The following is a 26,236-nucleotide window of genomic DNA, read 5'->3' on the forward strand; positions in this document are numbered from 1 at the left end:
TGAGCTGGTAGGATGTCGCCGCGCGGGGGCTTGCTCCCGCGTTGGCGTGTCTGGAACACGAGAATTATTTACAGCATCTGTCTGGGCGCATTCGCGTATGGCGGCAGGTGCTGGCGGCATGGCGCACAGATGCGCAGAGGTATGCCGAACGCCCCCAAGAGTGCATATGACCTATGGCAAAGCGTGATTTTTATGAGGTCCTGGGTGTCGAGCGCGGCGCCAGCGAAGGTGATCTCAAGAAGGCCTACCGCCGTCTGGCGATGAAGTTCCACCCGGACCGCAACCCGGGCGACAAGGAGTCGGAAGACAAATTCAAAGAGGCCAACGAGGCCTATGAAGTGTTGTCCGATGCCAGCAAGCGCGCGGCCTACGACCAGTACGGCCATGCCGGCGTCGACCCGAGCATGGGTGGCGGTGGTGCCGGCTTCGGTGGCGCCAACTTCTCCGACATCTTCGGTGATGTCTTCAGCGATTTCTTCGGCGGTGGCCGTGGCGGTTCGCGCAGCGGCGGCGCCCAGCGCGGCAGCGACCTGCGCTACACCCTCGAGCTGAACCTTGAAGAAGCGGTGCGTGGCACCACGGTCAGCATCCGCGTCCCTACGCTGGTCAACTGCAAGCCGTGTGACGGTTCCGGCGCGAAGAAGGGCTCGACCCCGTCGACCTGCCCGACCTGCGGCGGTATCGGCCAGGTGCGCATGCAGCAAGGCTTCTTCGCCGTGCAGCAGACCTGCCCGCGTTGCCATGGCCAGGGCAAGATCATCACCGACCCGTGCACTTCGTGCCATGGCGAAGGCCGTGTCGAAGAGTACAAGACCCTGTCGGTCAAGGTGCCGGCCGGTGTCGACACGGGTGATCGCATCCGCCTGTCCGGCGAGGGCGAGGCGGGTACCCACGGTGGCCCGACCGGCGACCTGTATGTGGTCATCAACGTGCGCGAGCACGATATCTTCCAGCGCGACGGCAAGCACCTGTACTGCGAAGTGCCAATCAGCTACACCGACGCCGCCCTGGGTGGCGAGTTGGAAGTGCCGACCCTCGATGGCCGCGTGAAGCTGAAAATCCCCGAAGGCACCCAGACCGGCAAGCAGTTCCGCCTACGTGGCAAGGGCGTGGCGCCGGTGCGCGGTGGCGCGGCGGGCGACCTGCTGTGCCGCGTGGCGGTGGAAACCCCGGTCAACCTCAGCCGTCGCCAGCGTGAGCTGCTCGAAGAGCTGCGCGACTCGCTCGAGGGCGACAGCTCCCATTCGCCCAAGGCCAGTGGCTGGTTCGAGGGTGTGAAGCGCTTCTTCGGCGATCTCTGAGAAGGAACAGGCTATGCGACGTATTGCGGTAATGGGCGCGGCTGGGCGGATGGGCAAGACCCTGATCGAAGCCGTGCAGCAAACCCCGGGTGCCGGGCTGACCGCGGCGATCGATCGCCCGGACAGCTCACTGGTCGGGGCGGATGCCGGTGAGCTGGCGGCGCTGGGGCGGATCGGCGTGCTGCTGTGCGACGACCTGGCCAAGGTGGTCGACGAGTTCGACGTGCTGATCGACTTCACCCACCCGTCGGTGACGCTGAAGAACCTGGCGTTCTGCCGCAAGGCGGGCAAGGCGATGATCATCGGCACCACCGGTTTCAGCGTCGAGGAGAAGCAGTTGCTGGCCGAGGCGGGCAAGGAGATCCCGATCGTCTTCGCCGCCAACTTCAGCGTGGGTGTCAACCTCAGCCTCAAGCTGCTGGACATGGCGGCCCGCGTGCTGGGTGACGACGTGGATATCGAGATCATCGAGGCCCACCATCGGCACAAGGTCGATGCGCCGTCGGGTACCGCGCTGCGCATGGGCGAAGTGGTCGCCAATGCGCTGGGGCGTGATCTGCAGGAAGTAGCGGTGTACGGCCGTGAGGGTCAGACCGGCGCCCGTGATCGCAAGACCATCGGTTTCGCCACCGTGCGTGCGGGTGATGTGGTCGGTGATCACACTGTGTTGTTCGCCGCCGAAGGCGAGCGCCTGGAGATCACCCACAAGGCTTCGAGCCGCATGACCTTCGCCAAGGGCGCGGTGCGTGCCGCGCTGTGGCTGGATGGGCGCGAGCCTGGCCTGTATGACATGCAGGATGTGCTCGAGCTGCGCTAGGGCCTTTGTAGGAGCGGCTTCAGCCGCGATGCAGGCGACGCGGTGCCTGGCACCCGCTTCGCGGGTGATCGCGGCTGAAGCCGCTCCTGCAATGGATTGCGCAAATTCCCTCTGTCGCAATCCTGCGTTTTAGAGGCACATTCCAGGTAGACCCAAAACGCATTTTTCTGTAAGCTACAGCTTTAGTGTGTCCACTAAAAGCGCGCAGACTAATTCAGCATAAAAGCGGGGTGACGTGTCCATACGTCATTCCGCTTTTTTGCAACCTGCGATCGCCCTTTCAGGCTTGATTTACGGGAGGTCTTCTTGACTAAGCCAGCCATACTCGCCCTTGCCGATGGCAGCATTTTTCGCGGTGAAGCCATTGGAGCCGACGGTCAGACCGTTGGTGAGGTCGTGTTCAATACTGCAATGACCGGCTACCAGGAAATCCTCACAGACCCTTCCTACGCCCAGCAAATCGTTACCCTGACCTACCCGCACATCGGCAACACCGGCACCACCCCGGAAGACGCCGAATCCAACCGCGTCTGGTCTGCCGGCCTGGTCATTCGCGACCTGCCGCTGCTGGCAAGCAACTGGCGTAACACCCAGTCCCTGCCCGACTACCTGAAAGAACACAACGTCGTCGCCATCGCCGGCATCGACACCCGTCGCCTGACCCGCATCCTGCGTGAGAAGGGCGCCCAGAACGGCTGCATCCTGGCCGGCGACAACATCAGCGAAGAAGCGGCCATCGCCGCCGCCCGCGCCTTCCCGGGCCTGAAAGGCATGGACCTGGCCAAGGTCGTCTCCACCAAGGAGCGCTACGAGTGGCGCTCCAGCGTGTGGGAACTGAAGACCGACAGCCACCCGACCATTGAGGCCGCCGACCTGCCGTACCACGTCGTGGCCTTCGACTACGGCGTCAAGCTGAACATCCTGCGCATGCTGGTCGCCCGTGGTTGCCGCGTTACCGTGGTGCCCGCGCAGACCCCTGCCAGCGAAGTCCTCGCACTCAACCCTGACGGCGTGTTCCTGTCCAACGGCCCAGGTGATCCCGAGCCGTGCGACTACGCGATCCAGGCGATCAAAGAGATCCTCGACACCGAGATCCCGGTATTCGGCATCTGCCTCGGCCACCAGCTGCTGGCCCTGGCCTCCGGCGCCAAGACCGTGAAGATGGGCCACGGCCACCACGGTGCCAACCACCCGGTCCAGGACCTGGACACCGGCGTGGTCATGATCACCAGCCAGAACCACGGTTTCGCCGTCGACGAAGCCACACTGCCGGGCAACGTGCGCGCCATCCACAAGTCGCTGTTCGACGGCACCCTGCAGGGCATCGAGCGCACCGACAAGAGCGCGTTCAGCTTCCAGGGCCACCCTGAAGCGAGCCCAGGCCCGACCGACGTCGCGCCACTGTTCGATCGTTTCATCGATGCCATGGCCAAGCGCCGCTGAGCATCCTGCAGCAAGGCCCCGGGCCGGCGATTGCCGTGCCCGGAAGCGCCTGACCCAGATTGTTCAAGACGGCTTGCCGACTGACCCGCGGATTTGAGTGACAACCATGCCAAAACGTACAGACATCAAAAGCATCCTGATTCTCGGCGCTGGCCCGATCGTGATCGGCCAGGCCTGCGAATTCGACTATTCCGGCGCCCAGGCCTGTAAAGCCCTGCGCGAGGAAGGTTTCCGCGTCATCCTGGTGAACTCCAACCCAGCCACCATCATGACTGACCCGGCCATGGCCGACGCCACCTACATCGAGCCGATCAAATGGCAGTCGGTGGCCAAGATCATCGAGAAAGAGCGCCCTGACGCCGTCCTGCCGACCATGGGTGGCCAGACCGCGCTGAACTGCGCCCTGGACCTGGAGCGCCACGGCGTTCTGGAGAAGTTCGGCGTGGAGATGATCGGTGCCAACGCCGACACCATCGACAAGGCTGAAGACCGTTCGCGCTTCGACAAGGCGATGAAGGACATCGGCCTGGAGTGCCCGCGCTCCGGTATCGCCCACAGCATGGAAGAGGCCAACGCAGTCCTCGAGAAGCTCGGCTTCCCATGCATCATCCGCCCGTCGTTCACCATGGGCGGCACCGGTGGCGGTATTGCCTACAACCGTGAAGAATTCGAAGAAATCTGCACCCGTGGCCTCGACCTGTCGCCGACCAAGGAACTGCTGATCGACGAATCGCTGATCGGCTGGAAGGAATACGAGATGGAGGTGGTCCGCGACAAGAAGGACAACTGCATCATCGTCTGCTCGATCGAGAACTTCGACCCGATGGGCGTGCACACCGGTGACTCGATCACCGTGGCGCCGGCACAGACCCTGACCGACAAGGAATACCAGATCATGCGCAACGCCTCGCTGGCGGTGCTGCGTGAAATCGGTGTCGAGACCGGCGGTTCCAACGTGCAGTTCGGTATCTGCCCGAACACCGGCCGCATGGTCGTGATCGAGATGAACCCGCGTGTATCGCGTTCCTCGGCCCTGGCCTCCAAGGCCACCGGCTTCCCGATCGCCAAGATCGCCGCCAAGCTGGCCATCGGCTACACCCTCGACGAACTGCAGAACGACATCACCGGTGGCCGCACCCCGGCGTCCTTCGAGCCGTCGATCGACTACGTCGTCACCAAGCTGCCACGCTTCGCCTTCGAGAAATTCCCGAAAGCCGACGCCCGCCTGACCACCCAGATGAAATCCGTGGGTGAAGTCATGGCCATCGGCCGTACCTTCCAGGAGTCCCTGCAGAAAGCCCTGCGCGGCCTGGAAGTCGGCGCCTGCGGCCTCGACCCGAAAGTCGACCTGGCCAGCCCTGAAGCCGCCGGTATCCTCAAGCGCGAGCTGACCGTGCCGGGCGCCGAGCGCATCTGGTACGTCGCCGACGCCATGCGTTCCGGCATGACCTGCGAAGAAATCTTCGCCCTGACCGGCATCGACATGTGGTTCCTGGTTCAGATGGAAGACCTGATCAAGGAAGAAGAGAAGGTCAAGACCCTGGCCCTGTCGGCGATCGACAAGGACTACATGCTGCGCCTGAAGCGCAAGGGCTTCTCGGACCAGCGCCTGGCCAAGCTGCTGGGCATCACCGACAAGAACCTGCGCCGTCACCGCCACAAGCTGGAAGTGTTCCCGGTATACAAGCGCGTCGACACCTGCGCCGCCGAGTTCGCCACCGACACCGCCTACCTGTACTCCACCTACGAGGAAGAGTGCGAGGCCAACCCGTCGACCCGCGACAAGATCATGATCCTGGGTGGCGGCCCGAACCGTATCGGCCAAGGCATCGAGTTCGACTACTGCTGCGTGCACGCAGCCCTGGCGCTGCGTGAAGACGGTTACGAGACCATCATGGTCAACTGCAACCCGGAAACCGTCTCCACCGACTACGACACCTCCGACCGCCTGTACTTCGAGCCGCTGACCCTGGAAGACGTGCTGGAAGTCTGCCGTGTCGAGAAGCCGAAAGGCGTCATCGTCCACTACGGCGGCCAGACCCCGCTGAAACTGGCCCGCGCCCTGGAAGAAGCCGGCGTGCCGATCATCGGTACCAGCCCGGACGCCATCGACCGTGCCGAAGACCGTGAGCGCTTCCAGCAGATGGTTCAGCGCCTGAACCTGCTGCAGCCGCCAAACGCCACCGTGCGCAGCGAGGAAGAAGCCATCAGCGCCGCTGGCGGCATCGGCTACCCGCTGGTGGTTCGCCCGTCCTACGTGCTGGGCGGTCGCGCCATGGAGATCGTCTACGAGCTGGACGAGCTCAAGCGCTACCTGCGTGAAGCCGTACAGGTGTCCAACGACAGCCCGGTGCTGCTCGACCACTTCCTCAACTGCGCCATCGAGATGGACGTGGATGCGGTCTGCGACGGCACCGACGTGGTGATCGGCGCGATCATGCAGCACATCGAGCAGGCGGGTGTTCACTCCGGCGACTCCGCGTGCTCGCTGCCACCTTACTCGCTGAGCCAGGAAGTGCAGGACGAAGTCCGCGTCCAGGTCAAGAAGATGGCCCTGGAGCTGGGCGTGGTCGGCCTGATGAACGTGCAGCTGGCCCTGCAGGGCGACAAGATCTACGTGATCGAAGTCAACCCGCGCGCCTCGCGTACCGTACCGTTCGTCTCCAAGTGCATCGGCACTTCGCTGGCGATGATCGCGGCCCGCGTCATGGCCGGCAAAACCCTGAAAGAGCTGGGCTTCACCCAGGAAATCATCCCGAACTTCTACAGCGTCAAGGAAGCCGTCTTCCCGTTCGCCAAGTTCCCAGGGGTTGACCCGATCCTCGGCCCTGAGATGAAATCGACCGGTGAAGTCATGGGTGTCGGCGACAGCTTCGGTGAAGCCTTCGCCAAGGCCCAGATGGGCGCCAGCGAAGTGCTGCCGACCGGCGGTACCGCGTTCATCAGCGTGCGCGATGACGACAAGCCACAAGTGGCTGGTGTTGCCCGCGACCTGATCGCCCTGGGCTTCGAAGTGGTCGCCACTGCCGGTACCGCCAAGGTCATCGAAGCGGCTGGCCTGAAAGTGCGCCGTGTGAACAAGGTGACCGAAGGTCGTCCGCACGTGGTCGACATGATCAAGAACGACGAAGTGTCGCTGATCATCAACACCACCGAAGGCCGCCAGTCGATCGCCGACTCCTACTCGATTCGTCGCAATGCGCTGCAGCACAAGATCTACTGCACGACCACCATTGCGGCTGGTGAAGCCATCTGCGAGGCGCTGAAATTCGGTCCGGAAAAGACCGTTCGTCGCCTGCAGGATCTGCATGCAGGACTCAAAGCATGAGCATTACCAAGTACCCGATGACCGTCCAGGGCGCTCGCGCCCTGGAAGAAGAGCATCTGTTCCTGAGCAAGACCGAGCGCCCGCGCCTGAGCCAGGCGATCGGTGAGGCGCGCGAGCTGGGTGACCTCAAGGAAAACGCCGAGTACCACGCCGCCCGTGAAGAGCAGGGCATGGTCGAGGCGCGTATCCGCGACATCGAAGGCCGTCTGCAGAACTCGGTGGTGATCGACGTCACCACCATCGCCCACACCGGCAAGGTGATTTTCGGCACCACCGTGGTGCTGGCCAACACCGAAACCGATGAAGAGGTGACCTACCAGATCGTCGGCGAAGATGAAGCCGACGTGAAGCAGGGCAAGCTCTCGAGCGGTGCGCCCATTGCCCGTGCCATCATCGGCAAGGAAGAAGGTGATACTGTCGTCGTCAAGACGCCAAGCGGCACGGTCGAGTACGAGATTGTCGAAGTCAAGCACATCTGACCGGCGCCTGCGGGCGCCATCCCTCGAGGGTATCCTCTGGCAGCTGGCCCAGGTGTTCTGGGTCGGCGGCCTGTGGGTGTTCCACGTGGGGCTGGTGCCGGCGCTCAAGGTGAGCGGCCTTGCGCCGTTGCTGGTGCATGACGTGGCTGCGCAGATCGACCGTTGGTTGATTGGCGTGGCCATGCTTGGGTTGTTGACCCAGCTGGCGGTGCTGGCGAGGGTGGACGGCCTGGCGGCCTGGTGGCGGCAGTTCCGCGGCCAGATGCTGCTGCTCGGCTTTGGTGCCTGCGTCAGTTACTACACGCTGCGCTACGGGATCTCCGTGGGCGAGCGTTGGCAGATGTTCTGTTTCCTGGTGCTGGGCTTTTCCGGCATCGTGCTGGTGGCCCAGCCGGTCCCGGTCAGGGCGCGCCGGTAAACAGCTCAAGATCGCCGGGGCCGCTTTGCGGCCCTTTCGCGGCACAAGGCCGCTGCTACAAGAGGCGCGATCCCCTGTAGGAGCGGCCTTGTGCCGCGAAAGGACTGCGCAGCAGTCCCATACGCTAAATTACTTGTAGCGGTGGATATTGGACAGCTGCTTGTTCGGCTGCGGGTTCTTGCGGTAGATCAGCGCTTTCTTGCCGATGGTCTGCACCAGCTCGGCGCGGCCGGCCTTGCACAGTTCGGCGATGGTCTCGGCGCGTTCTTCGCGATCTTCCGAGCGAATCTCGACCTTGATCAGCTCGTGGTCGACCAGGGCGCGCTCCAGTTCGGCGATCACGCCTTCATTCAAACCGTTGCCAGCAACGATCAGGACCGGCTTCAGGTCATGACCAATGGACTTGTATTGCTTCTTCTGCTCGTTATTGAGCGGCATAATCTGACCCTTTTCGTCTGATTCTGTAAAATTGACGGGCATTTTACCCGAGGGCCTGTGGCTCCGCCCAGTCAAACACGACGCATATCATCGAGGTGCCCCGTGGTACAACGTTCCAAAAGCAGCGCAAACTGGCTGCGAGAACATTTCAACGATCCTTTCGTCAAGCAGGCGCAGAAGGATGGCTACCGCTCCCGCGCGAGCTACAAGCTGCTGGAGATCCAGGAAAAAGACCGCCTGATCCGCCCCGGCATGAGCGTGATCGACCTCGGTGCGGCGCCGGGTGGCTGGTCGCAGGTGACCAGTCGTCTGATCGGTGGCCAGGGGCGGCTGATCGCCTCGGACATCCTGGAAATGGACTCGATTCCGGATGTTACCTTCATCCAGGGCGACTTCACCCAGGACGAAGTGCTCCAGCAGATCCTGCAGGCGGTCGGTGATTCGCATGTAGACCTTGTGATTTCCGACATGGCCCCCAATATGAGTGGTACGCCCGCGGTGGACATGCCGCGCGCCATGTTCCTTTGTGAGCTGGCCCTGGATCTGGCGACCCGCGTGCTCAAGCCTGGCGGGGATTTCCTGATCAAGATCTTCCAGGGCGAAGGTTTCGACATGTACCTGAAGGACGTGCGCAGCAAGTTCGACAAGGTGCAGATGCGCAAGCCGTCGTCCTCGCGGGACCGTTCCCGTGAACAGTACCTGTTGGGCAAAGGTTTCAAAGGCGCGTGAGCGGCGTTTTGCGGGGGCTCCGATAGTTAAAACCAATCGGTCACCCCGTCTGGATCGTCCGAACTTCGTGTAGTCTAGCTTTCACAAAGGGTTACAGACGGTGCCTGCGGATGCGTGGGTAATGTAGTAAGTTAGGGCGATGAATATCATGCGAGGCACGGCTGCGTCGTGCGCCGGCCTCAGAGGGTAGCGAATTGAACGACATGGCAAAGAATCTGATCCTCTGGTTGATCATCGCCGCCGTCCTGGTGACGGTGATGAACAACTTCTCCAGCCCTAACGAGCCGCAGACCCTCAACTATTCCGACTTCATCCAGCAGGTCAAGGATGGCAAGGTCGAGCGCGTGACCGTCGACGGCTACATCATTACCGGCAAGCGCACCGACGGCGACAACTTCAAGACCGTCCGTCCGGCCATCACCGACAACGGCCTGATCGGCGACCTGGTCGACAACCACGTGACCGTCGAAGGCAAGCAGCCTGAGCAGCAGAGCATCTGGACCCAGCTGCTGGTGGCCAGCTTCCCGATCCTGGTGATCATCGCCGTGTTCATGTTCTTCATGCGCCAGATGCAAGGCGGTGCCGGCGGCAAGGGCGGCCCGATGAGCTTCGGCAAGAGCAAGGCGCGCCTGCTGTCCGAGGACCAGGTCAAGACCACCCTGGCCGACGTCGCGGGTTGCGACGAAGCCAAGGAAGAAGTCGGCGAGCTGGTCGAGTTCCTGCGCGACCCGGGCAAGTTCCAGCGCCTGGGTGGCCGCATCCCGCGCGGCGTGCTGATGGTCGGCCCGCCTGGTACCGGTAAAACCCTGCTGGCCAAAGCCATTGCCGGTGAAGCCAAGGTGCCGTTCTTCACCATTTCCGGTTCCGACTTCGTCGAGATGTTCGTCGGCGTGGGTGCCAGCCGTGTTCGCGACATGTTCGAGCAGGCCAAGAAGCACGCGCCGTGCATCATCTTCATCGACGAAATCGACGCCGTCGGTCGCCACCGTGGCGCCGGTATGGGCGGCGGTCACGACGAGCGTGAGCAGACGCTGAACCAGTTGCTGGTCGAGATGGATGGCTTCGAGATGAACGATGGCATCATCGTCATCGCCGCGACCAACCGTCCCGACGTGCTCGACCCGGCGCTGCTGCGTCCTGGTCGCTTCGACCGCCAGGTGGTTGTCGGCCTGCCGGACATTCGCGGTCGCGAGCAGATCCTCAAGGTGCACATGCGCAAGGTGCCGGTTGGCGAGAACGTCAACGCAGCGGTCATTGCCCGTGGTACGCCAGGCTTCTCCGGTGCCGACCTGGCCAACCTGGTCAACGAGGCGTCGCTGTTCGCCGCACGCTCCAGCAAGCGCGTGGTCGAGATGAAGGAGTTCGAGCTGGCCAAGGACAAGATCATGATGGGCGCCGAGCGCAAGACCATGGTCATGTCCGAGAAAGAGAAACAGAACACCGCTTATCATGAAGCCGGCCACGCCATCGTTGGTCGTGTGGTGCCCGAGCATGACCCGGTGTACAAGGTTTCGATCATTCCGCGTGGCCGTGCCCTGGGTGTGACCATGTTCCTGCCGGAAGAGGACCGCTACAGCCTCTCCAAGCGCGCGCTGATCAGCCAGATCTGCTCGCTGTATGGTGGCCGTATTGCCGAAGAGATGACCCTGGGCTTCGACGGTGTGACCACCGGTGCTTCCAACGACATCATGCGTGCCAGCCAGATTGCCCGGAACATGGTCACCAAGTGGGGCCTGTCCGAGAAGCTCGGCCCGCTGATGTACGCCGAAGAAGAGGGCGAGGTGTTCCTTGGTCGCAGCGCGGGTAGCCAGCATGCCAGCGTCTCGGGCGAGACCGCCAAGCTGATCGACTCGGAAGTGCGCAGCATCATCGACCAGTGCTATGCGACGGCCAAGCAGATCCTGACGGAAAATCGCGACAAGCTCGATGCCATGGCCGAGGCCTTGATGAAGTACGAAACCATCGATGCCGACCAGATCGACGACATCATGGCAGGTCGCACGCCACGCGAGCCGCGCGACTGGGACAACGATGCCGGTACCTCCGGTAATCAGGCATCCCAGGGTGATCGTCCTGAATCGCCTATTGGCGGTCCAGCGGCTCAACACTAAGGGTTTCTATGACCTCACAGCAGTACCCGACCCGGTTGCCTTGCGGCAACCGGGTTCTTGATTTGTCCCGTACCCATGTCATGGGTATTCTCAATATCACCCCTGATTCCTTCTCCGATGGCGGGCGCTTCAGTCAGCGCGATGAAGCGTTGCGCCATGCCGAAGCGATGGTGGCGGCCGGTGCGACACTGATCGATGTGGGTGGAGAGTCCACGCGTCCAGGTGCGCGAGCGGTATCGCCCACCGAAGAGCTGGAGCGTGTCGCGCCCATCGTCGAGGCTTTGAATGCTCGGCTGGACGTCGTCATTTCCGTCGACACCTCGACACCTTCTGTCATGCGCGAATCGGCCCGCCTCGGCGCAGGCCTGATCAATGATGTGCGTGCCTTGGAGCGCGACGGCGCCCTTGACGCGGCGGCCGACACCGGCCTGCCCGTTTGCCTGATGCATATGCGCGGGGAGCCGGGTAACATGCAGGACAACCCGCATTACGAAAATGTGACCGCCGATGTGGGGCGCTACCTCGAGCAGCGCATGGCCGCCTGCGCGGCGGCTGGCATCGGCGCTGAACGCATCATCCTCGATCCGGGTTTCGGTTTTGCCAAGACACTTGAGCACAACCTCAGTCTGTTCAAGCACATGGAGGCGCTGTACCGCCTCGGGCGCCCGCTATTGGTGGGGGTGTCGCGCAAGAGCATGATCGGCCTCACGCTGGATCGGCCGGTAGGAGAGCGGCTTTATGGCAGCCTCGCGTTAGCGGCTTTGGCGATGACCAAGGGTGCGAGCATCCTGCGTGTGCACGATGTGGCCGAAACCGTCGATGTGGTGCGTATGATCGCCGCCGTGCAGGGCGCCGAATAAGAACATTGGAGTTCCCATGAGCAGAAAATACTTTGGTACCGATGGTATCCGTGGCCGTGTTGGCCAGTTCCCGATCACCCCGGACTTCATGCTGAAACTTGGCTGGGCGGCGGGCATGGCCTTCCGCAAGCAGGGGCATTGCCGTGTGCTGGTGGGCAAGGACACCCGGATTTCCGGTTACATGTTCGAGTCCGCGCTCGAGGCCGGGCTGTCTGCGGCCGGTGCCGACGTCATGCTGCTCGGGCCGATGCCAACGCCGGCCATCGCCTACCTGACCCGCACCTTCCACGCTGAAGCCGGGATTGTCATCAGTGCCTCGCACAACCCGCATGACGACAACGGCATCAAGTTTTTCTCCGGTAGTGGCACCAAGCTGCCCGATGAAGTCGAGCTGATGATCGAGGAGCTGCTCGATCAGCCGATGACCGTCGTCGAGTCCGGCAAGCTGGGCAAGGTGTCGCGGATCAACGACGCGGCGGGTCGCTACATCGAGTTCTGCAAGAGCAGCGTGCCGACCAGCACCAGCTTCGAAGGGCTCAAGATCGTCGTGGATTGCGCCCATGGCGCCACCTACAAGGTCGCGCCGAGCGTGTTCCGTGAGCTGGGTGCCGAAGTGACGGTGCTGCACGCAGCGCCCGATGGCCTGAACATCAATGAGAATTGCGGTTCGACCCATATCGAGTCGTTGCAGGCTGCGGTGCTGGTGGGCCATGCCGACCTGGGCATCGCCTTCGACGGTGACGGTGACCGGGTGCTGATGGTCGACCATACCGGTGCCATCGTCGACGGCGACGAGTTGCTGTACATCATCGGTCGCGACCTGCATGACCGCAACAAGCTGCAGGGTGGTGTGGTCGGCACGCTCATGAGCAACCTGGGCCTGGAGCTGGCTTTCAAGGAGCTGGACATCCCGTTCGTGCGGGCCAAGGTCGGCGACCGCTATGTCATGGCCGAGCTGCTCGAGCGCGAATGGCTGCTGGGTGGCGAGAACTCCGGGCATGTCGTGTGCTGCAACCACACCACGACCGGCGATGCCATCATTGCCGCGCTGCAGGTGCTGATGGCCCTCAAGCGCAAAGGCGAGACCCTTGCCCAGGCGCGTCAGGGCGTGCGCAAGTGCCCGCAGGTATTGATCAACGTACGCTTCGAGGCGGGCAAAAGCGACCCGTTGAAAAACCCGTTGGTGAAAGAGGCGAGCGACAAGGCGACCGAGGCCATGGCTGGGCGGGGGCGTGTGCTGCTGCGCAAATCCGGCACCGAGCCGCTGGTGCGTGTGATGGTCGAAGGCGACGACGAAAACCAGGTGCGTGGCCATGCCGAAGCCCTGGCAAAGCTCGTTGCTGAAGTTTGTGCCTGAAATAGGCTTGCCAGCGCAGATCGGGTTGGGTAAGATCTGCGCCCACTTTGACCGACGAGGTAAAGCATGCGTCGCCCCATGGTAGCTGGTAACTGGAAGATGCACGGTACCCGCGCCAGCGTCGTAGAGCTGACTCAGGGCTTGGGCAATATGTCCCTGCCCAGCGGTGTGGAAGTCGCGGTGTTTCCGCCTTCGCTGTTTATCAATCAGGTGATTGATGGCCTGGAAGGCAAGGGAATCAACGTAGGCGCACAGAATTCTGCTGTACAGCCTGAACAAGGCGCGCTGACCGGTGAAGTTGCTCCGAGTCAGCTGGCTGAAGTCGGTTGCAAGTATGTGCTGGTCGGGCACTCCGAGCGTCGCCAGATTATTGGTGAAAGCGACGAAGTGCTGAACCGGAAGTTTGCAGCGGCTCAGCAAAGTGGTTTGACGCCGGTGCTCTGTATAGGGGAAACTCTCGCAGAGCGCGAGGCGGGCGAGACGCTAGAAGTTGTAGGGCGTCAACTAAGCAGTGTTATCGACGTGTTCGGTATCAAGGCTTTTGCCAATGCAGTAATTGCCTATGAGCCTGTTTGGGCCATCGGTACTGGTTTGACGGCCTCGCCACAGCAAGCCCAGGATGTGCATGCAGCCATCCGCAAGCAGTTGGCGGCGAAGGACGCCGAAGTTGCAGCTAATGTGCAACTTCTCTACGGCGGCAGCGTGAAGGCGGCCAATGCGGCTGAACTGTTCGGCATGCCGGATATCGATGGGGGGCTCATTGGTGGAGCGTCCCTGAACGCAGACGAATTCGGTGCAATTTGTCGCGCCGCAGGAAACTGAACAAATGCTGGAAACAGTCGTAGTTGTTTTTCATCTGTTGGCAGCGTTGGCACTGGTTGTAATGGTGTTGCTGCAACAGGGTAAAGGTGCGGAAGCAGGTGCATCTTTCGGCGCAGGTGCTTCAAATACTGTGTTCGGAAGCCAAGGTTCCGCTACCTTTTTGAGTAAAGTTACTGCTATACTTGCTGCCACTTTCTTTTCGACTGCTCTTGGGTTAGGATACTTCGCCAAGCAGCAAGCTCACCAGCTGACTCAAGCTGGTCTGCCAGATCCAGCAGTGCTGGAAGTCAAAGAGCCAAAGCCGGCAGTCAATGATGATGTACCGGTGCTCCAACAGCAGAAGAGTGACACCACCCACTCCGGTGATGTACCTCCTCCCGCCAAAGAGCAGCAGTAACGGGTTTCAAGAAGTAGTATTGCCGAGGTGGTGGAATTGGTAGACACGCAACCTTGAGGTGGTTGTGCCCATAGGGTGTAGGGGTTCGAGTCCCCTTCTCGGTACCAATTGAAGCATGAAAGCCCGCTTTAAGCGGGCTTTCTTGCAGGTGGAGGTCGGATTGACCCAGCAAAGGGTTCAGTCTTATACTTTCGCCCCAGCTTTGTCGCGGGGTGGAGCAGCTTGGTAGCTCGTCGGGCTCATAACCCGAAGGTCGTTGGTTCAAATCCAGCCCCCGCAACCAGCTTCAGCAGAGCCCCTTTTCAGGGGCTTTTTGCTAGCCGAACAGTTTTCGGCGCCGTTGTCCGACGGCGCTTTCAGGGATGGGCGCTTCGCCCATTTTTTATTTGCACAGCATGCACGAGGGGGTTCAGGTGTCGAGCAAGCTAGAACAGTTGCAGGCCTTGTTGGCCCCGGTTGTCGAGGGTCTGGGCTACCAATGCTGGGGGATCGAATACGTCTCCCAGGGCAAACATTCGGTACTGCGTATCTACATCGACAAGGAAGGCGGCATCCTGGTGGACGACTGCGAAGCTGTCAGCCGTCAGGCCAGCGCCATCCTCGATGTGGAAGATCCGATCAGCTCTGAATATACCCTCGAGGTGTCCTCTCCAGGCATGGACCGCCCGCTGTTCACCCTTGAACAGTTTGCTTCGCATGCCGGCGAGCAGGTGAAGATCAAGCTGCGTACGCCCTTCGAAGGTCGTCGTAACTTCCAGGGCCTTCTCCGTGGTGTGGAGGAGCAGGATGTGGTGGTCCAGGTGGACAATCACGAGTTCCTGTTGCCGATCGACTCGATCGACAAGGCCAATATTATTCCCAGTTTTGACTGAGACGTGCCGGGCCCGGAGGACTTTCCGGGGCCAATGGCTTGCGCAAGGCGAGGCGTACGATGAGCAAAGAAGTACTGCTGGTTGTTGAATCGGTATCCAACGAAAAGGGTGTACCACCCGGCGTCATTTTCGAAGCGCTGGAAGTGGCCCTGGCCACTGCAACCAAAAAACGTTTTGAGGACGAAGTCGACCTGCGTGTGGAAATCAACCGCCACACCGGTAGCTACGAGACATTCCGTCGCTGGACCGTGGTCGACGAAAATGACCTGGACGATCCGGCCATCGAGACCTGGTTGAGCAAGATCCAGGACACGCACCCGGACGCCAAGATCGGTGACGTGATCGAAGAGAAGATCGAGTCGATCGAGTTTGGTCGTATCGCCGCTCAGACCGCCAAGCAAGTCATCGTGCAGAAGGTTCGCGAAGCTGAGCGCGCCCAAGTGGTCGATGCTTACCGCGAGCGCGTGGGCGAGATCATCTCCGGTACCGTGAAGAAGGTCACCCGCGACAACGTCATCGTCGACCTTGGCAACAACGCCGAGGCGCTGCTGGCGCGTGAAGACATCATCCCCCGTGAGACCTTCCGGGTCGGCGTGCGCTTGCGCGCGCTGCTCAAGGAAATCCGCACCGAGAACCGCGGCCCGCAGCTGGTCCTGTCGCGCACCGCGCCGCAGATGCTGATCGAGCTGTTCCGCATCGAAGTGCCGGAAATCGCCGAAGGCCTCATCGAAGTCATGGCCGCCTCCCGTGATCCGGGATCGCGTGCCAAGATCGCCGTCCGCTCCAAGGACAAGCGCATCGACCCGCAAGGCGCCTGCATCGGCATGCGTGGTTCGCGCGTCCAGGCCGTATCCGGCGAGCTGGGTGGCGAGCGTGTGGATATCGTCCTGTGGGACGAGAACCCGGCGCAGTTCGTCATCAACGCCATGTCGCCAGCAGAGGTTGCTGCGATCATCGTTGATGAGGACGCCCATGCGATGGATATCGCGGTAGCCGAGGATAACCTGGCCCAGGCCATCGGACGTGGCGGCCAGAACGTCCGTCTGGCCAGCCAGCTGACTGCCTGGACCCTGAACGTGATGACCGAGAAGGACATCCAGGCCAAGCAACAAGCGGAAACCGGCGACATCCTGCGTAATTTCATCGATGAACTGGAAGTCGACGAAGAGCTGGCACAGGTGCTGGTCGACGAAGGCTTCACCAGCCTCGAAGAAATTGCCTACGTACCGTTGGAAGAAATGCTCAACATCGATGGCTTTGACGAGGACATCGTCAATGAGCTGCGTGCTCGTGCCAAGGACCGTTTGTTGACCAAGGCCATCGCTACCGAAGAAAAACTGGCAGACGCCCATCCGGCCGACGACCTGCTCTCCCTCGAGGGCATGGACAAGGACCTGGCGGCCGAACTGGCGGTGCGCGGCGTGGTTAACCGCGAAGACCTGGCCGAGCAGTCGATTGACGATCTGCTCGACATCGACGGCATCGACGAAGAGCGTGCCGGCAAGTTGATCATGGCCGCCCGAGCCCACTGGTTCGAGTAATTAGGCGCGGCCTGAGGAGAGAAGTGCATGACGCAAGTCACGGTGAAAGAACTGGCCCAAGAGGTCGAGGCACCGGTAGAGCGCCTGCTGCAGCAGATGCGTGAGGCAGGTCTGCCGCACACCGACGCCGGTCAGGTAGTGACCGACAATGAGAAGCAGACCCTGCTGACTCATTTGAAGAGCAGCCACAAGAGCAAGGCGGAAGAGCCGCGCAAGATCACCTTGCAGCGCAAGACCACCAGCACTCTGCGTGTCGCCGGTAGCAAAAGCATCAGCGTAGAAGTACGCAAGAAGAAAGTGTTCGTGCAGCGCAGCCCGGAAGAGATCCAGGCCGAGCAGAAGCGCGAGCAGGAAGAGCGCCGCGCCGCTGAGAACGCCGCACGCGAGAAGGTTGAAGCCGACGTTCGCCAGCGTAACGAAGAACAGGCTCGTCGCCAGGCAGCGCAAGCGCCTGCCGCCACCCCTGTGGCCAAGGCTGAGCCAGCTCCGGCTGTCGCCGCGCCTGCTGCTCCTGCAGTGCCTGACGCGCCGGTGTCCGAAGACGCCGCCGCCCGTGCCGCCGAGCGCAAGAAGGACGAAGCCCGTCGCAATGAAAGCCGCACCCGTGACGATGATCGTCGTGGCGGTGGTGTTGCCGGCGAGCGCCGTGGCGAAGCGCCGCGTGTGTCCATCAAGGTCAAGGTCAAGGAGAAGGAAAAGGCTCCGACTCCACGTGCCGCGCCTCGCACCACCGACGAAGAGAGCGATGGTTTCCGTCGCGGTCGCGGTGGCAAGGGCAAGCCGAAGAAACGCAACCAGCACGGCTTCCAGAACCCGACCGGTCCAGTCATCCGCGACGTGACCATCGGCGAGACCATCACCGTTTCGGACCTGGCACAGCAGATGTCGGTCAAAGGCGCTGAAGTCGTCAAGTTCATGTTCAAGCTGGGTACCCCGGTCACCATCAACCAGGTGCTCGACCAGGAAACCGCTCAGCTGGTCGCCGAAGAACTGGGCCACAAGGTCACTCTGGTCAGCGACACCGCCCTGGAAGACTCCCTGGCCGAATCGCTGAAGTTCGAAGGTGAGAGCGAGTCCCGTGCACCGGTCGTGACCGTCATGGGTCACGTCGACCACGGTAAGACCTCGCTGCTCGACTACATCCGTCGTGCCAAGGTTGCCGCTGGCGAAGCCGGTGGTATTACCCAGCACATCGGTGCCTACCACGTGGAAACCGACCGCGGCATGGTCACCTTCCTCGACACCCCTGGCCACGCAGCGTTCACTCAGATGCGTGCCCGTGGTGCCAAGGCGACCGACATCGTCATCCTGGTGGTGGCGGCGGACGACGGCGTGATGCCGCAGACCCGCGAAGCCGTCCAGCATGCGAAAGCCGCTGGTGTTCCACTGGTTGTCGCGGTGAACAAGATCGACAAGCCGGGTGCCGACCTCGATCGCATCCGCAACGAGCTGGCCGTCGAAGGCGTGACCTCCGAGGACTGGGGTGGTGACACTCCGTTCGTCAAGGTCTCGGCGAAGATGGGTACCGGTGTCGACGAGTTGCTCGAAGCCGTCCTGCTGCAGGCCGAGATCCTCGAGCTCAAGGCCACCCCGACCGCACCGGGTCGTGGTGTCGTGGTCGAGTCGCGCCTGGACAAGGGCCGTGGCCCGGTGGCTACCATCCTGGTCCAGGACGGTACCCTGCGTCAGGGCGACATGGTCCTGGTCGGCTCCAACTATGGCCGCGTGCGCGCCATGCTCGACGAGAACGGCAAGCCTGTGAAGGAAGCCGGCCCGTCGATCCCGGTCGAGATCCTCGGCCTGGACGGCACCCCCGATGCGGGTGACGAGATGTCCGTGGTCGCCGACGAGAAGAAGGCCCGCGAGGTTGCCCTGTTCCGTCAAGGCAAGTACCGCGAGGTCAAGCTGGCCCGTGCTCACGCCGGCAAGCTGGAAAACATCTTCGAGACCATGGGTCAGGAAGAGAAGAAGACCCTCAACATCGTCCTCAAGACCGATGTGCGTGGTTCGCTCGAAGCGCTGCAGGGCTCGCTCAGCAGCCTGGGCAACGACGAAGTTCAGGTGCGCGTGATCGGTGGCGGCGTCGGTGGTATCACCGAGAGCGATGCCAACCTGGCACTGGCCTCGAACGCAGTACTGTTCGGCTTCAACGTGCGTGCCGATGCCGGCGCGCGCAAGATCGTCGAGCAGGAAGGTCTGGACATGCGTTACTACAACGTGATCTACGACATCATCGAAGACGTCAAGAAAGCGTTGACCGGCATGCTCGGCAGCGATGTTCGCGAGAACATCCTGGGTGTCGCCGAAGTGCGTGACGTGTTCCGTTCGCCGAAGTTCGGTGCCATCGCCGGCTGTATGGTCATCGAGGGTACCGTGTACCGCAACCGTCCGATCCGCGTACTGCGCGAGGACGTGGTGATCTTCGAAGGCGAACTGGAATCGCTGCGTCGCTTCAAGGACGACGCCTCCGAAGTGCGTAACGGCATGGAGTGCGGTATTGGCGTCAAGAGCTACAACGACGTCAAGGTCGGCGACAAGATCGAAGTCTTCGAGAAAGTCCAGGTGGCTCGTACCCTGTAAGGGGCGAGCGTGGCGCAGGCCCCGTCGCAAGGCGGTTGGCGGCGCCTCACAAGGTAGCGCCCGGTCAGGCTTCAGCCTGACCGGGCGTTTGCCGCTTTACGTTACAGGTAGCAAGAATGGCAAAAGAATATAGCCGTACCCAACGCATCGGCGATCAGATGCAGCGCGAGCTGTCCGAATTGATCCGCCGTGAAGTCAAAGATCCGCGCGTCGGCCTGGTGACCATCACCGCCGTCGACGTCAGCCGTGACCTGGGCCACGCCAAGGTGTTCATCACCGTGATGGGCCAGGACGGCACCGACGCCGTGCCGCAGACCCTCAAGGCCCTGACCAGTGCCGCGAGCTTCCTGCGCCTGCACCTGGGTCGTGTCATGCAACTGCGCAGCGTGCCGCAACTGCACTTCCACTTCGATGAAAGCGTCAGCCGCGGTGTCCATCTGTCGGCGCTGATCGAGCGTGCGGTGGCCGAAGACCGTCTGCATCAGGATGCCGGCGAGCCGGACACCAAGGAGTAAGCGGTGGCCCAGGTCAAACGTATCCGCCGCAACGTCAGCGGCATCATCCTGCTCGACAAGCCGTTGGGGTTCACCTCCAACGCGGCCTTGCAGAAGGTTCGCTGGTTGCTCAATGCGGAAAAGGCCGGCCACACCGGCAGCCTCGACCCGCTGGCCACTGGCGTGCTGCCGTTGTGCTTTGGCGAGGCGACCAAGTTCTCCCAGTACCTGCTCGATTCCGACAAGGGCTACGAGACGGTGATGCAGATGGGGCAGACCACCAGCACCGCGGACGCCGAGGGCGAAGTCCTGCAGACCCGTGAGGTGACCGTTGGTCGCGCCGATATCGAGGCTGTGATCCCGCGTTTCCGGGGTGACATCCTGCAGGTACCGCCGATGTACTCGGCCCTCAAGCGTGATGGCCAGCCGTTGTACAAGCTGGCGCGTGCAGGAGAGGTAGTGGAGCGCGAGGCGCGTTCTGTTACTATTGGCCGCTTGGAGTTGCTCGAGTGCGAAGGCACCCGTGCGCGACTGTCGGTTGGATGCAGCAAAGGCACCTATATCCGCACGCTGGTCGAGGATATCGGTGAGGCGCTGGGCTGTGGAGCCTACGTCGCCGAACTGCGCCGCACCCAGGCCGGCCCTTTCGCGCTGGCACAGACCGTAACGCTCGAGGAACTCGAACAGGCCCACGCAGAGGGTGGCAATGAAGCGCTCGATCGCTTCCTGATGCCGTCCGACAGCGGGCTGCAGGACTGGCCACTGGTGCTGTTGTCCGAGCACAGCGCGTTCTACTGGCTGCATGGCCAGGCGGTACGCGCGCCGGACGCACCGCAGTTTGGCATGGTCCGCGTACAGGATCACAATGGCCGCTTCATCGGTATCGGTGAAGTGAGCGAAGACGGGCGCATTGCGCCGCGTCGGCTGATTCGGTCGGAATGACCGAAACCGTGGGGCGAGGCTTCGGCCAGAGCCTGCGGTATCAAGGGTGGCTGTTAGTAGGCGCGGTCACACCTTCTTTATCAATACAGGGATTTGTCCCTGGCCTATTGGACCCCGCTTGCGGGATCCGTTTATCAGGAGAAGCCACATGGCCCTCAGCGTCGAAGAAAAAGCTCAGATCGTTGCCGATTACCAGCAAGCCGCCGGCGATACCGGTAGCCCGGAAGTGCAGGTTGCTCTGCTGACCTTCAACATCAACAAGCTGCAAGGTCACTTCAAGTCCAACGAAAAAGACCACCACTCCCGTCGTGGTCTGATCCGTATGGTCAACCAGCGTCGTAAGCTGCTGGACTACCTGAAGGGCAAGGACACCACTCGTTACAGCGCCCTGATCGGTCGCCTGGGCCTGCGTCGCTAATAGCGGCCTGGCCAGTGGTGTTGCATGGTGTGTCGCATTCTTCGGCATCGCTGCCTGCCAGCGTTGCCTTTGGGCACACTACGCGATCTGCGAGGTTGGCAGCCTGGTTCGCCGTGCGGTTTTTCCGCCCGGCACCAGGCTCCCAGCCTCGTGTTGTATCTGGACGGTCAATGGGGCCGATTCCCCGTTCTGCCCAAGAATTCGCAAGAACCCGTTCCCCCAAGAGCCACTGAAAAAGGTAGGAAACCGTGAACCCGGTAATCAAGACATTCCAGTTCGGTCAATCGACCGTTACGCTCGAAACGGGCCGTATTGCCCGTCAGGCCACCGGCGCTGTGCTGGTCACCGTCGACAACGACGTCACCGTGCTGGTGACCGTGGTCGGTGCCAAGCAAGCCGACCCGGGCAAGGGCTTCTTCCCGCTGTCCGTGCACTACCAGGAAAAAACCTACGCCGCTGGCAAGATCCCTGGCGGTTTCTTCAAGCGTGAAGGCCGTCCTTCCGAAAAAGAAACCCTGACCTCGCGCCTGATCGACCGTCCGATCCGTCCGCTGTTCCCAGAAGGCTTCATGAATGAAGTCCAGGTCGTCTGCACCGTGGTTTCCACCAGCAAGAAGACCGACCCGGACATCGCCGCGATGATCGGTACCTCGGCTGCCCTGGCCATCTCGGGCATCCCGTTCGAAGGCCCGATCGGCGCCGCGCGCGTTGCCTTCCACGAAAGCACCGGCTACCTGCTGAACCCGACCTACGAGCAACTGGCTGCCTCGAGCCTGGACATGGTCGTCGCCGGTACCTCGGATGCTGTGCTGATGGTTGAATCGGAAGCCCAGGAGCTGACCGAAGACCAGATGCTGGGCGCCGTGCTGTTCGCCCACGACGAATTCCAGGCCGTGATCAAAGCGGTCAAAGAGCTGGCTGCCGAAGCCGCCAAGCCGACCTGGGACTGGAAACCGGCCGACAAGAACACCGAACTGTTCAACGCCATCCGCGCCGAATTCGGCGAGGCGGTTTCCCAGGGCTACACCATCACCGTCAAGGCCGACCGCTATGCGCGCCTGGGCGAGCTGCGCGACCAGGCGGTTGCCAAGTTCTCCGGTGAAGAAGGCCAGCCATCGGCCGGTGAAGTCAAAGACATCTTCGGCGAGATCGAATACCGCACCGTTCGCGAAAACATCGTCAACGGCAAGCCACGTATCGACGGCCGTGACACCAAGACCGTGCGTCCGCTGAACATCGAAGTCGGCGTTCTGCCAAAGACCCACGGCTCGGCCCTGTTCACCCGTGGCGAAACTCAGGCCCTGGTCGTCGCGACCCTGGGTACTGCACGTGACGCCCAGCTGCTGGACACTCTCGAAGGCGAGAAGAAAGACCCCTTCATGCTGCACTACAACTTCCCGCCGTTCTCGGTGGGCGAGTGTGGCCGCATGGGCGGTGCCGGCCGTCGTGAAATCGGCCACGGCCGTCTGGCGCGTCGCTCGGTCCAGGCCATGCTGCCGGCCGCCGACGTGTTCCCGTACACCATCCGCGTGGTATCGGAAATCACCGAATCCAACGGTTCCAGCTCCATGGCCTCGGTCTGCGGTGCCTCGCTGGCCCTGATGGACGCCGGTGTACCGATGAAAGCACCGGTTGCCGGTATCGCCATGGGCCTGGTCAAGGAAGGCGAGAAGTTCGCGGTCCTGACCGACATCCTGGGTGACGAAGACCACCTGGGCGACATGGACTTCAAGGTAGCCGGTACCGCCAAGGGCGTCACTGCGCTGCAGATGGACATCAAGATCAACGGCATCACCGAAGAGATCATGGAAATCGCCCTGGGCCAGGCCCTGGAAGCGCGCCTGAACATCCTCGGCCAGATGAACCAGATCATCGGCGAGTCGCGTACCGAGCTGTCGGCCAACGCCCCGACCATGATCGCGATGAAGATCGACACCGACAAGATCCGTGACGTCATCGGTAAAGGTGGCGCCACCATCCGCGCCATCTGCGAAGAAACCAAGGCCTCGATCGACATCGAGGACGACGGTTCGATCAAGATCTTCGGCGAGACCAAGGAAGCTGCGGACGCTGCCAAGCAACGCATCCTGGGCATCACCGCCGAAGCCGAGATCGGCAAGATCTACGTCGGCAAGGTCGAGCGTATTGTCGACTTCGGCGCCTTCGTCAACATCCTGCCTGGCAAGGATGGCCTGGTGCACATCTCCATGCTGAGCGATGCTCGCGTCGAGAAAGTCACCGACGTGCTGAAGGAAGGTCAGGAAGTCGAAGTGCTGGTACTGGACGTGGACAACCGCGGCCGTATCAAGCTGTCGATCAAGGACGTTGCCGCCGCCAAGGCATCGGGCGTCTGAGCGACTGACGCGTAACAGGAAAGGGCCCTTCGGGGCCCTTTTTTGTTGCCTGGATGATTGATCTGATTAGACCTCTGTAGGAGCGGCTTCAGCCGCGATCACCCGCGAAGCGGGTGCCAGAGCATGGTGTCTGCATCGCGGCTAAAGCCGCTCCTGCAGAGGGTTGCGAAACCTGCCGGTGAACATGCATCTTGCACATCGTTTTTCCCAAGGTATTGCAGATTGCACGATCATGCATGAATGGGTCTGATTCTAACTTACTGAATTTAAAGGAATTATAAGTAAATCAAAAGCTGGCACAGCACATGCACCTACCTTCATACCTGTCGCCAGGATCCACGGCGCAGACCTTTCGAAAAACAGGAGTGACTCACATGAAGAAGTTCGCCATTGCTGCCGCTACTGCTACCGCTCTGACCCTGACTCTGGCTAATGCGGCATTCGCCCAACAGTCCACCCAGGCCCCGATGACGCTGGCGGCCGGTGAGGTGACCAAAGCCAAGGAAGCCACCTCCGACACCTGGATCACCACCAAGGTGAAGGCTGACCTGATGACCGAGAAAGGCGTGCCAGGCAGCGACATCAAGGTCGAAACCAACAAAGGCGTCGTGTCGCTGTCCTCGGACGTGGCCATCACTGATGCCCAGAAAGACATGGCGGTTGCCATCGCCAAGAAGATCAAAGGCGTGCAGGCCGTCTCGGCTGATGGCCTGAAAGCCGAGTAAAGGATGTCCCGTCGGCCAAAGGGACTTGGCCACCTTTCAAGCAGAAGCCCCGGCATGTGCCGGGGCTTTTCATTGGTCGCCAGTTCAGTGCTCGGCGGCCGTTTCCCGACGCCGGACTGGCTCACCTTCGCTGTTCACTTCCATCACCGGGACTTCGTTGCCATCGGCGTCGAACAGCTTGCCATCCTTGAAGTAGTCGCCATCACGCAGCGCGGAGATGTCCGCGTAGTTGATGGTGCGCTCGTAGGCGGCGGCGAACACCGACTGCTGGTCCGAGTTGCCGGTGGTGAAGTGGTTGAAGATCAGGTTCAGCAGGATGGCCATGATCGCCGCCGAGCTGATGCCCGAGTGGAAGATGGTTTCGAACCAGTTCGGGAAGTTGTGGTAGAAGGTCGGTGCCGCGATCGGGATCATGCCGAAGCCCAGCGAGGCGGCAACGATGATCAGGTTGACGTTGTTCTTGTAGCTGACCTTGGACAGGGTGCGGATGCCGCTGGCGGCCACGGTGCCGAACAACACGATGCCGGCGCCACCCAGCACTGGGGTCGGTACTGCGGCGATGACCCGGCCCATTACTGGCAGCAACCCCAGCACCACCAGGATCACGCCACCGGTGGCGACCACATAGCGGCTCTTCACGCCGGTCACGGCCACCAGGCCGACGTTCTGGGCGAAGGCGCTCTGGGTGAACGAGCCGAAGATCGGCGCCAGGATGCTCGATGCCATGTCGGCGCGCAGGCCATTGCCCAGGCGCTTGGAGTCGACCTTGGTGTCGATGATCTCACCGACCGCGAGGATGTCCGCCGAGGTTTCCACCAGGGTCACCATGATCACGATGCACATCGACAGGATCGCGGCGATGTGGAAGGTCGGCATACCAAAATGGAACGGGCTGGGGAAGGCAAACATCGGGCCTTCGCTGACCTTGCTGAAGTCGGTCATGCCCAGTGCCCAGGCGATCAGGGTGCCGACCACCATCGCCAGCAGGATCGACAGGCGCGAGATGGTCGCGTTGCCCAGCTTGCTCAGCAGCAGGACGATGGCGAAGGTCAGTGCGGCCAGGCCGATGTTGGCCACGCTGCCGAACTCGGGCGAGGCGCTGTTGCCGCCCATCACCCAGCGTGCGGCCACGGGCATGAGGGTCAGGCCGATGGTGGTGATGACGATACCGGTCACCAGGGGCGGGAAGAACTTGGTGATGCGCGAGAACACCGGGGTGATCAGGAAACCGATCAGCGACGCCGCCATGACCGCGCCGAGCACGCCCTGCAGACCACCGCCACCTTCACTGCTGATGATGGCGCCCATGGTTGCCACGCCGGCAAACGACACCCCTTGCACCAGCGGCAGCTGGCAGCCGAAGAACGGCAGGCCAAGGGTTTGCAGCAGTGTCGCCAGGCCGCCCGCGAACAGCGAGGCGGCGATCAGCAGGCCGATCTCCGCAGGGCCCAGGCCGGCAGCCTGGCCCAGGATCAGCGGGACGGCGACGATCCCTCCGTACATGGTCAGGACATGTTGCAGCCCGTAGGCCAGGTTGGCACCTAGGCCGAGGTTTTCGTCCTCGGGGCGCGGGGCGGGAGACGTGCTGGGGGACGTGGTCATTGGAGCAGGCTCTCTGTTTATTGTTGTGCCGCTACTGTAGACAAGTCCGACAAAACATTGCCACATAAATTGTATACAAAGTTTTGATCGTAGCGTCGGCAAGGATGCTTCCAGGGTGCGCAAAACCTGGATGCACGTTGCGTTCCAACATGCATGAGGCTGTTCTAGAGGGGTGTGTACAAACGTGTGCGGCAGGGGTTAGAAGCTG

At 61.9% G+C, this 26,236-nt stretch carries 22 protein-coding genes and 2 tRNA genes; 22 read left to right on the plus strand and 2 right to left on the minus strand.

What is annotated here, in order from left to right:
* Positions 1 to 173: 173 nt before the first annotated feature.
* From dnaJ to NGM28_RS16325, 6 genes are all read left to right on the plus strand, one after another.
* Positions 174 to 1,301 (plus strand): molecular chaperone DnaJ, encoded by a 1,128-nt coding sequence (dnaJ, locus tag NGM28_RS16300; RefSeq protein ID WP_240064622.1) that lies wholly within the window; start codon positions 174 to 176, stop codon positions 1,299 to 1,301.
* Positions 1,302 to 1,314: 13 nt separating this feature from the next.
* Complete coding sequence (gene dapB, locus NGM28_RS16305; RefSeq protein WP_011532128.1) at positions 1,315 to 2,118, plus strand: 4-hydroxy-tetrahydrodipicolinate reductase; 804 nt, start codon at positions 1,315 to 1,317, stop codon at positions 2,116 to 2,118.
* Positions 2,119 to 2,424: 306 nt separating this feature from the next.
* Positions 2,425 to 3,561, plus strand: coding sequence for a glutamine-hydrolyzing carbamoyl-phosphate synthase small subunit (gene carA / locus NGM28_RS16310; RefSeq protein WP_011532129.1), 1,137 nt, complete (start codon positions 2,425 to 2,427; stop codon positions 3,559 to 3,561).
* Positions 3,562 to 3,667: 106 nt separating this feature from the next.
* Positions 3,668 to 6,889 carry a carbamoyl-phosphate synthase large subunit gene (gene carB, locus NGM28_RS16315; protein WP_240064620.1) on the plus strand — a complete coding sequence of 1,074 codons (3,222 nt, stop codon included), beginning with the start codon at positions 3,668 to 3,670 and terminating at the stop codon, positions 6,887 to 6,889.
* Positions 6,886 to 7,368, plus strand: coding sequence for a transcription elongation factor GreA (gene greA / locus NGM28_RS16320; protein ID WP_011532131.1), 483 nt, complete (start codon positions 6,886 to 6,888; stop codon positions 7,366 to 7,368). The genes carB and greA overlap by 4 nt, the downstream gene beginning before the upstream one ends.
* Entirely contained in the window at positions 7,346 to 7,786 is a 441-nt protein-coding gene (locus NGM28_RS16325; protein ID WP_011532132.1) for a hypothetical protein, read from the plus strand. The genes greA and NGM28_RS16325 overlap by 23 nt, the downstream gene beginning before the upstream one ends.
* A gap of 129 nt (positions 7,787 to 7,915) precedes the next feature.
* On the opposite strand, the gene yhbY is transcribed toward NGM28_RS16325, so the two are convergent.
* Entirely contained in the window at positions 7,916 to 8,224 is a 309-nt protein-coding gene (gene yhbY / locus NGM28_RS16330; RefSeq protein ID WP_003249945.1) for a ribosome assembly RNA-binding protein YhbY, read from the minus strand.
* 102 nt (positions 8,225 to 8,326) lie between these two features.
* On the opposite strand from yhbY, the gene rlmE reads away from it, so the two are divergent.
* The 16 genes from rlmE (at position 8,327) to NGM28_RS16410 (ending at position 24,426) form a co-directional block, all read left to right on the plus strand.
* Positions 8,327 to 8,953, plus strand: coding sequence for a 23S rRNA (uridine(2552)-2'-O)-methyltransferase RlmE (rlmE, locus tag NGM28_RS16335; protein WP_011532133.1), 627 nt, complete (start codon positions 8,327 to 8,329; stop codon positions 8,951 to 8,953).
* A gap of 203 nt (positions 8,954 to 9,156) precedes the next feature.
* A complete protein-coding gene (gene ftsH, locus NGM28_RS16340; protein ID WP_240064619.1) occupies positions 9,157 to 11,064 on the plus strand; it encodes an ATP-dependent zinc metalloprotease FtsH in 1,908 nt (635 codons plus the stop codon).
* A gap of 8 nt (positions 11,065 to 11,072) precedes the next feature.
* Entirely contained in the window at positions 11,073 to 11,924 is an 852-nt protein-coding gene (gene folP / locus NGM28_RS16345) for a dihydropteroate synthase (protein WP_252090779.1), read from the plus strand.
* 16 nt (positions 11,925 to 11,940) lie between these two features.
* Positions 11,941 to 13,281, plus strand: a complete 1,341-nt coding sequence (glmM, locus tag NGM28_RS16350; RefSeq protein WP_240064617.1) for a phosphoglucosamine mutase — start codon at positions 11,941 to 11,943, stop codon at positions 13,279 to 13,281.
* A gap of 66 nt (positions 13,282 to 13,347) precedes the next feature.
* Positions 13,348 to 14,103, plus strand: a complete 756-nt coding sequence (gene tpiA / locus NGM28_RS16355; RefSeq protein ID WP_240064616.1) for a triose-phosphate isomerase — start codon at positions 13,348 to 13,350, stop codon at positions 14,101 to 14,103.
* A gap of 4 nt (positions 14,104 to 14,107) precedes the next feature.
* Positions 14,108 to 14,500, plus strand: coding sequence for a preprotein translocase subunit SecG (gene secG / locus NGM28_RS16360; protein WP_252090780.1), 393 nt, complete (start codon positions 14,108 to 14,110; stop codon positions 14,498 to 14,500).
* A 21-nt stretch (positions 14,501 to 14,521) separates the two neighbouring features.
* Positions 14,522 to 14,607: transfer RNA gene (locus NGM28_RS16365), tRNA-Leu, on the plus strand.
* A gap of 99 nt (positions 14,608 to 14,706) precedes the next feature.
* Positions 14,707 to 14,783: transfer RNA gene (locus tag NGM28_RS16370), tRNA-Met, on the plus strand.
* 130 nt (positions 14,784 to 14,913) lie between these two features.
* Positions 14,914 to 15,372 (plus strand): ribosome maturation factor RimP, encoded by a 459-nt coding sequence (rimP, locus tag NGM28_RS16375; RefSeq protein ID WP_044488659.1) that lies wholly within the window; start codon positions 14,914 to 14,916, stop codon positions 15,370 to 15,372.
* A gap of 59 nt (positions 15,373 to 15,431) precedes the next feature.
* On the plus strand, positions 15,432 to 16,913 hold the full coding sequence (gene nusA, locus NGM28_RS16380; protein WP_011532140.1) for a transcription termination factor NusA: 1,482 nt from the start codon (positions 15,432 to 15,434) through the stop codon (positions 16,911 to 16,913).
* Positions 16,914 to 16,940: 27 nt separating this feature from the next.
* On the plus strand, positions 16,941 to 19,493 hold the full coding sequence (gene infB, locus NGM28_RS16385) for a translation initiation factor IF-2 (protein WP_240064614.1): 2,553 nt from the start codon (positions 16,941 to 16,943) through the stop codon (positions 19,491 to 19,493).
* A gap of 116 nt (positions 19,494 to 19,609) precedes the next feature.
* Positions 19,610 to 20,008: a 30S ribosome-binding factor RbfA gene (rbfA, locus tag NGM28_RS16390; protein ID WP_240064613.1), complete on the plus strand. Its 399-nt coding sequence runs from the start codon at positions 19,610 to 19,612 to the stop codon at positions 20,006 to 20,008.
* Positions 20,009 to 20,011: 3 nt separating this feature from the next.
* Positions 20,012 to 20,929 carry a tRNA pseudouridine(55) synthase TruB gene (gene truB, locus NGM28_RS16395; protein WP_011532143.1) on the plus strand — a complete coding sequence of 306 codons (918 nt, stop codon included), beginning with the start codon at positions 20,012 to 20,014 and terminating at the stop codon, positions 20,927 to 20,929.
* 148 nt (positions 20,930 to 21,077) lie between these two features.
* Positions 21,078 to 21,347: a 30S ribosomal protein S15 gene (gene rpsO, locus NGM28_RS16400; protein ID WP_240064612.1), complete on the plus strand. Its 270-nt coding sequence runs from the start codon at positions 21,078 to 21,080 to the stop codon at positions 21,345 to 21,347.
* A 248-nt stretch (positions 21,348 to 21,595) separates the two neighbouring features.
* Positions 21,596 to 23,701, plus strand: a complete 2,106-nt coding sequence (pnp, locus tag NGM28_RS16405) for a polyribonucleotide nucleotidyltransferase (RefSeq protein ID WP_240064611.1) — start codon at positions 21,596 to 21,598, stop codon at positions 23,699 to 23,701.
* 374 nt (positions 23,702 to 24,075) lie between these two features.
* The gene (locus tag NGM28_RS16410) at positions 24,076 to 24,426 is read left to right on the plus strand and encodes a BON domain-containing protein (protein WP_011532146.1); all 351 of its coding nucleotides are present in this window, start codon (positions 24,076 to 24,078) and stop codon (positions 24,424 to 24,426) included.
* Positions 24,427 to 24,510: 84 nt separating this feature from the next.
* Here NGM28_RS16410 and NGM28_RS16415 read toward each other — a convergent pair whose 3' ends face one another.
* Positions 24,511 to 26,028: a nucleobase:cation symporter-2 family protein gene (locus NGM28_RS16415; RefSeq protein ID WP_252090781.1), complete on the minus strand. Its 1,518-nt coding sequence runs from the start codon at positions 26,026 to 26,028 to the stop codon at positions 24,511 to 24,513.
* Between the last annotated feature and the right edge of the window lie 208 nt (positions 26,029 to 26,236).

It is taken from the genome of Pseudomonas sp. MWU13-3659 (genome assembly GCF_023757525.1).
Taxonomy (GTDB): domain Bacteria; phylum Pseudomonadota; class Gammaproteobacteria; order Pseudomonadales; family Pseudomonadaceae; genus Aquipseudomonas; species Aquipseudomonas entomophila_E.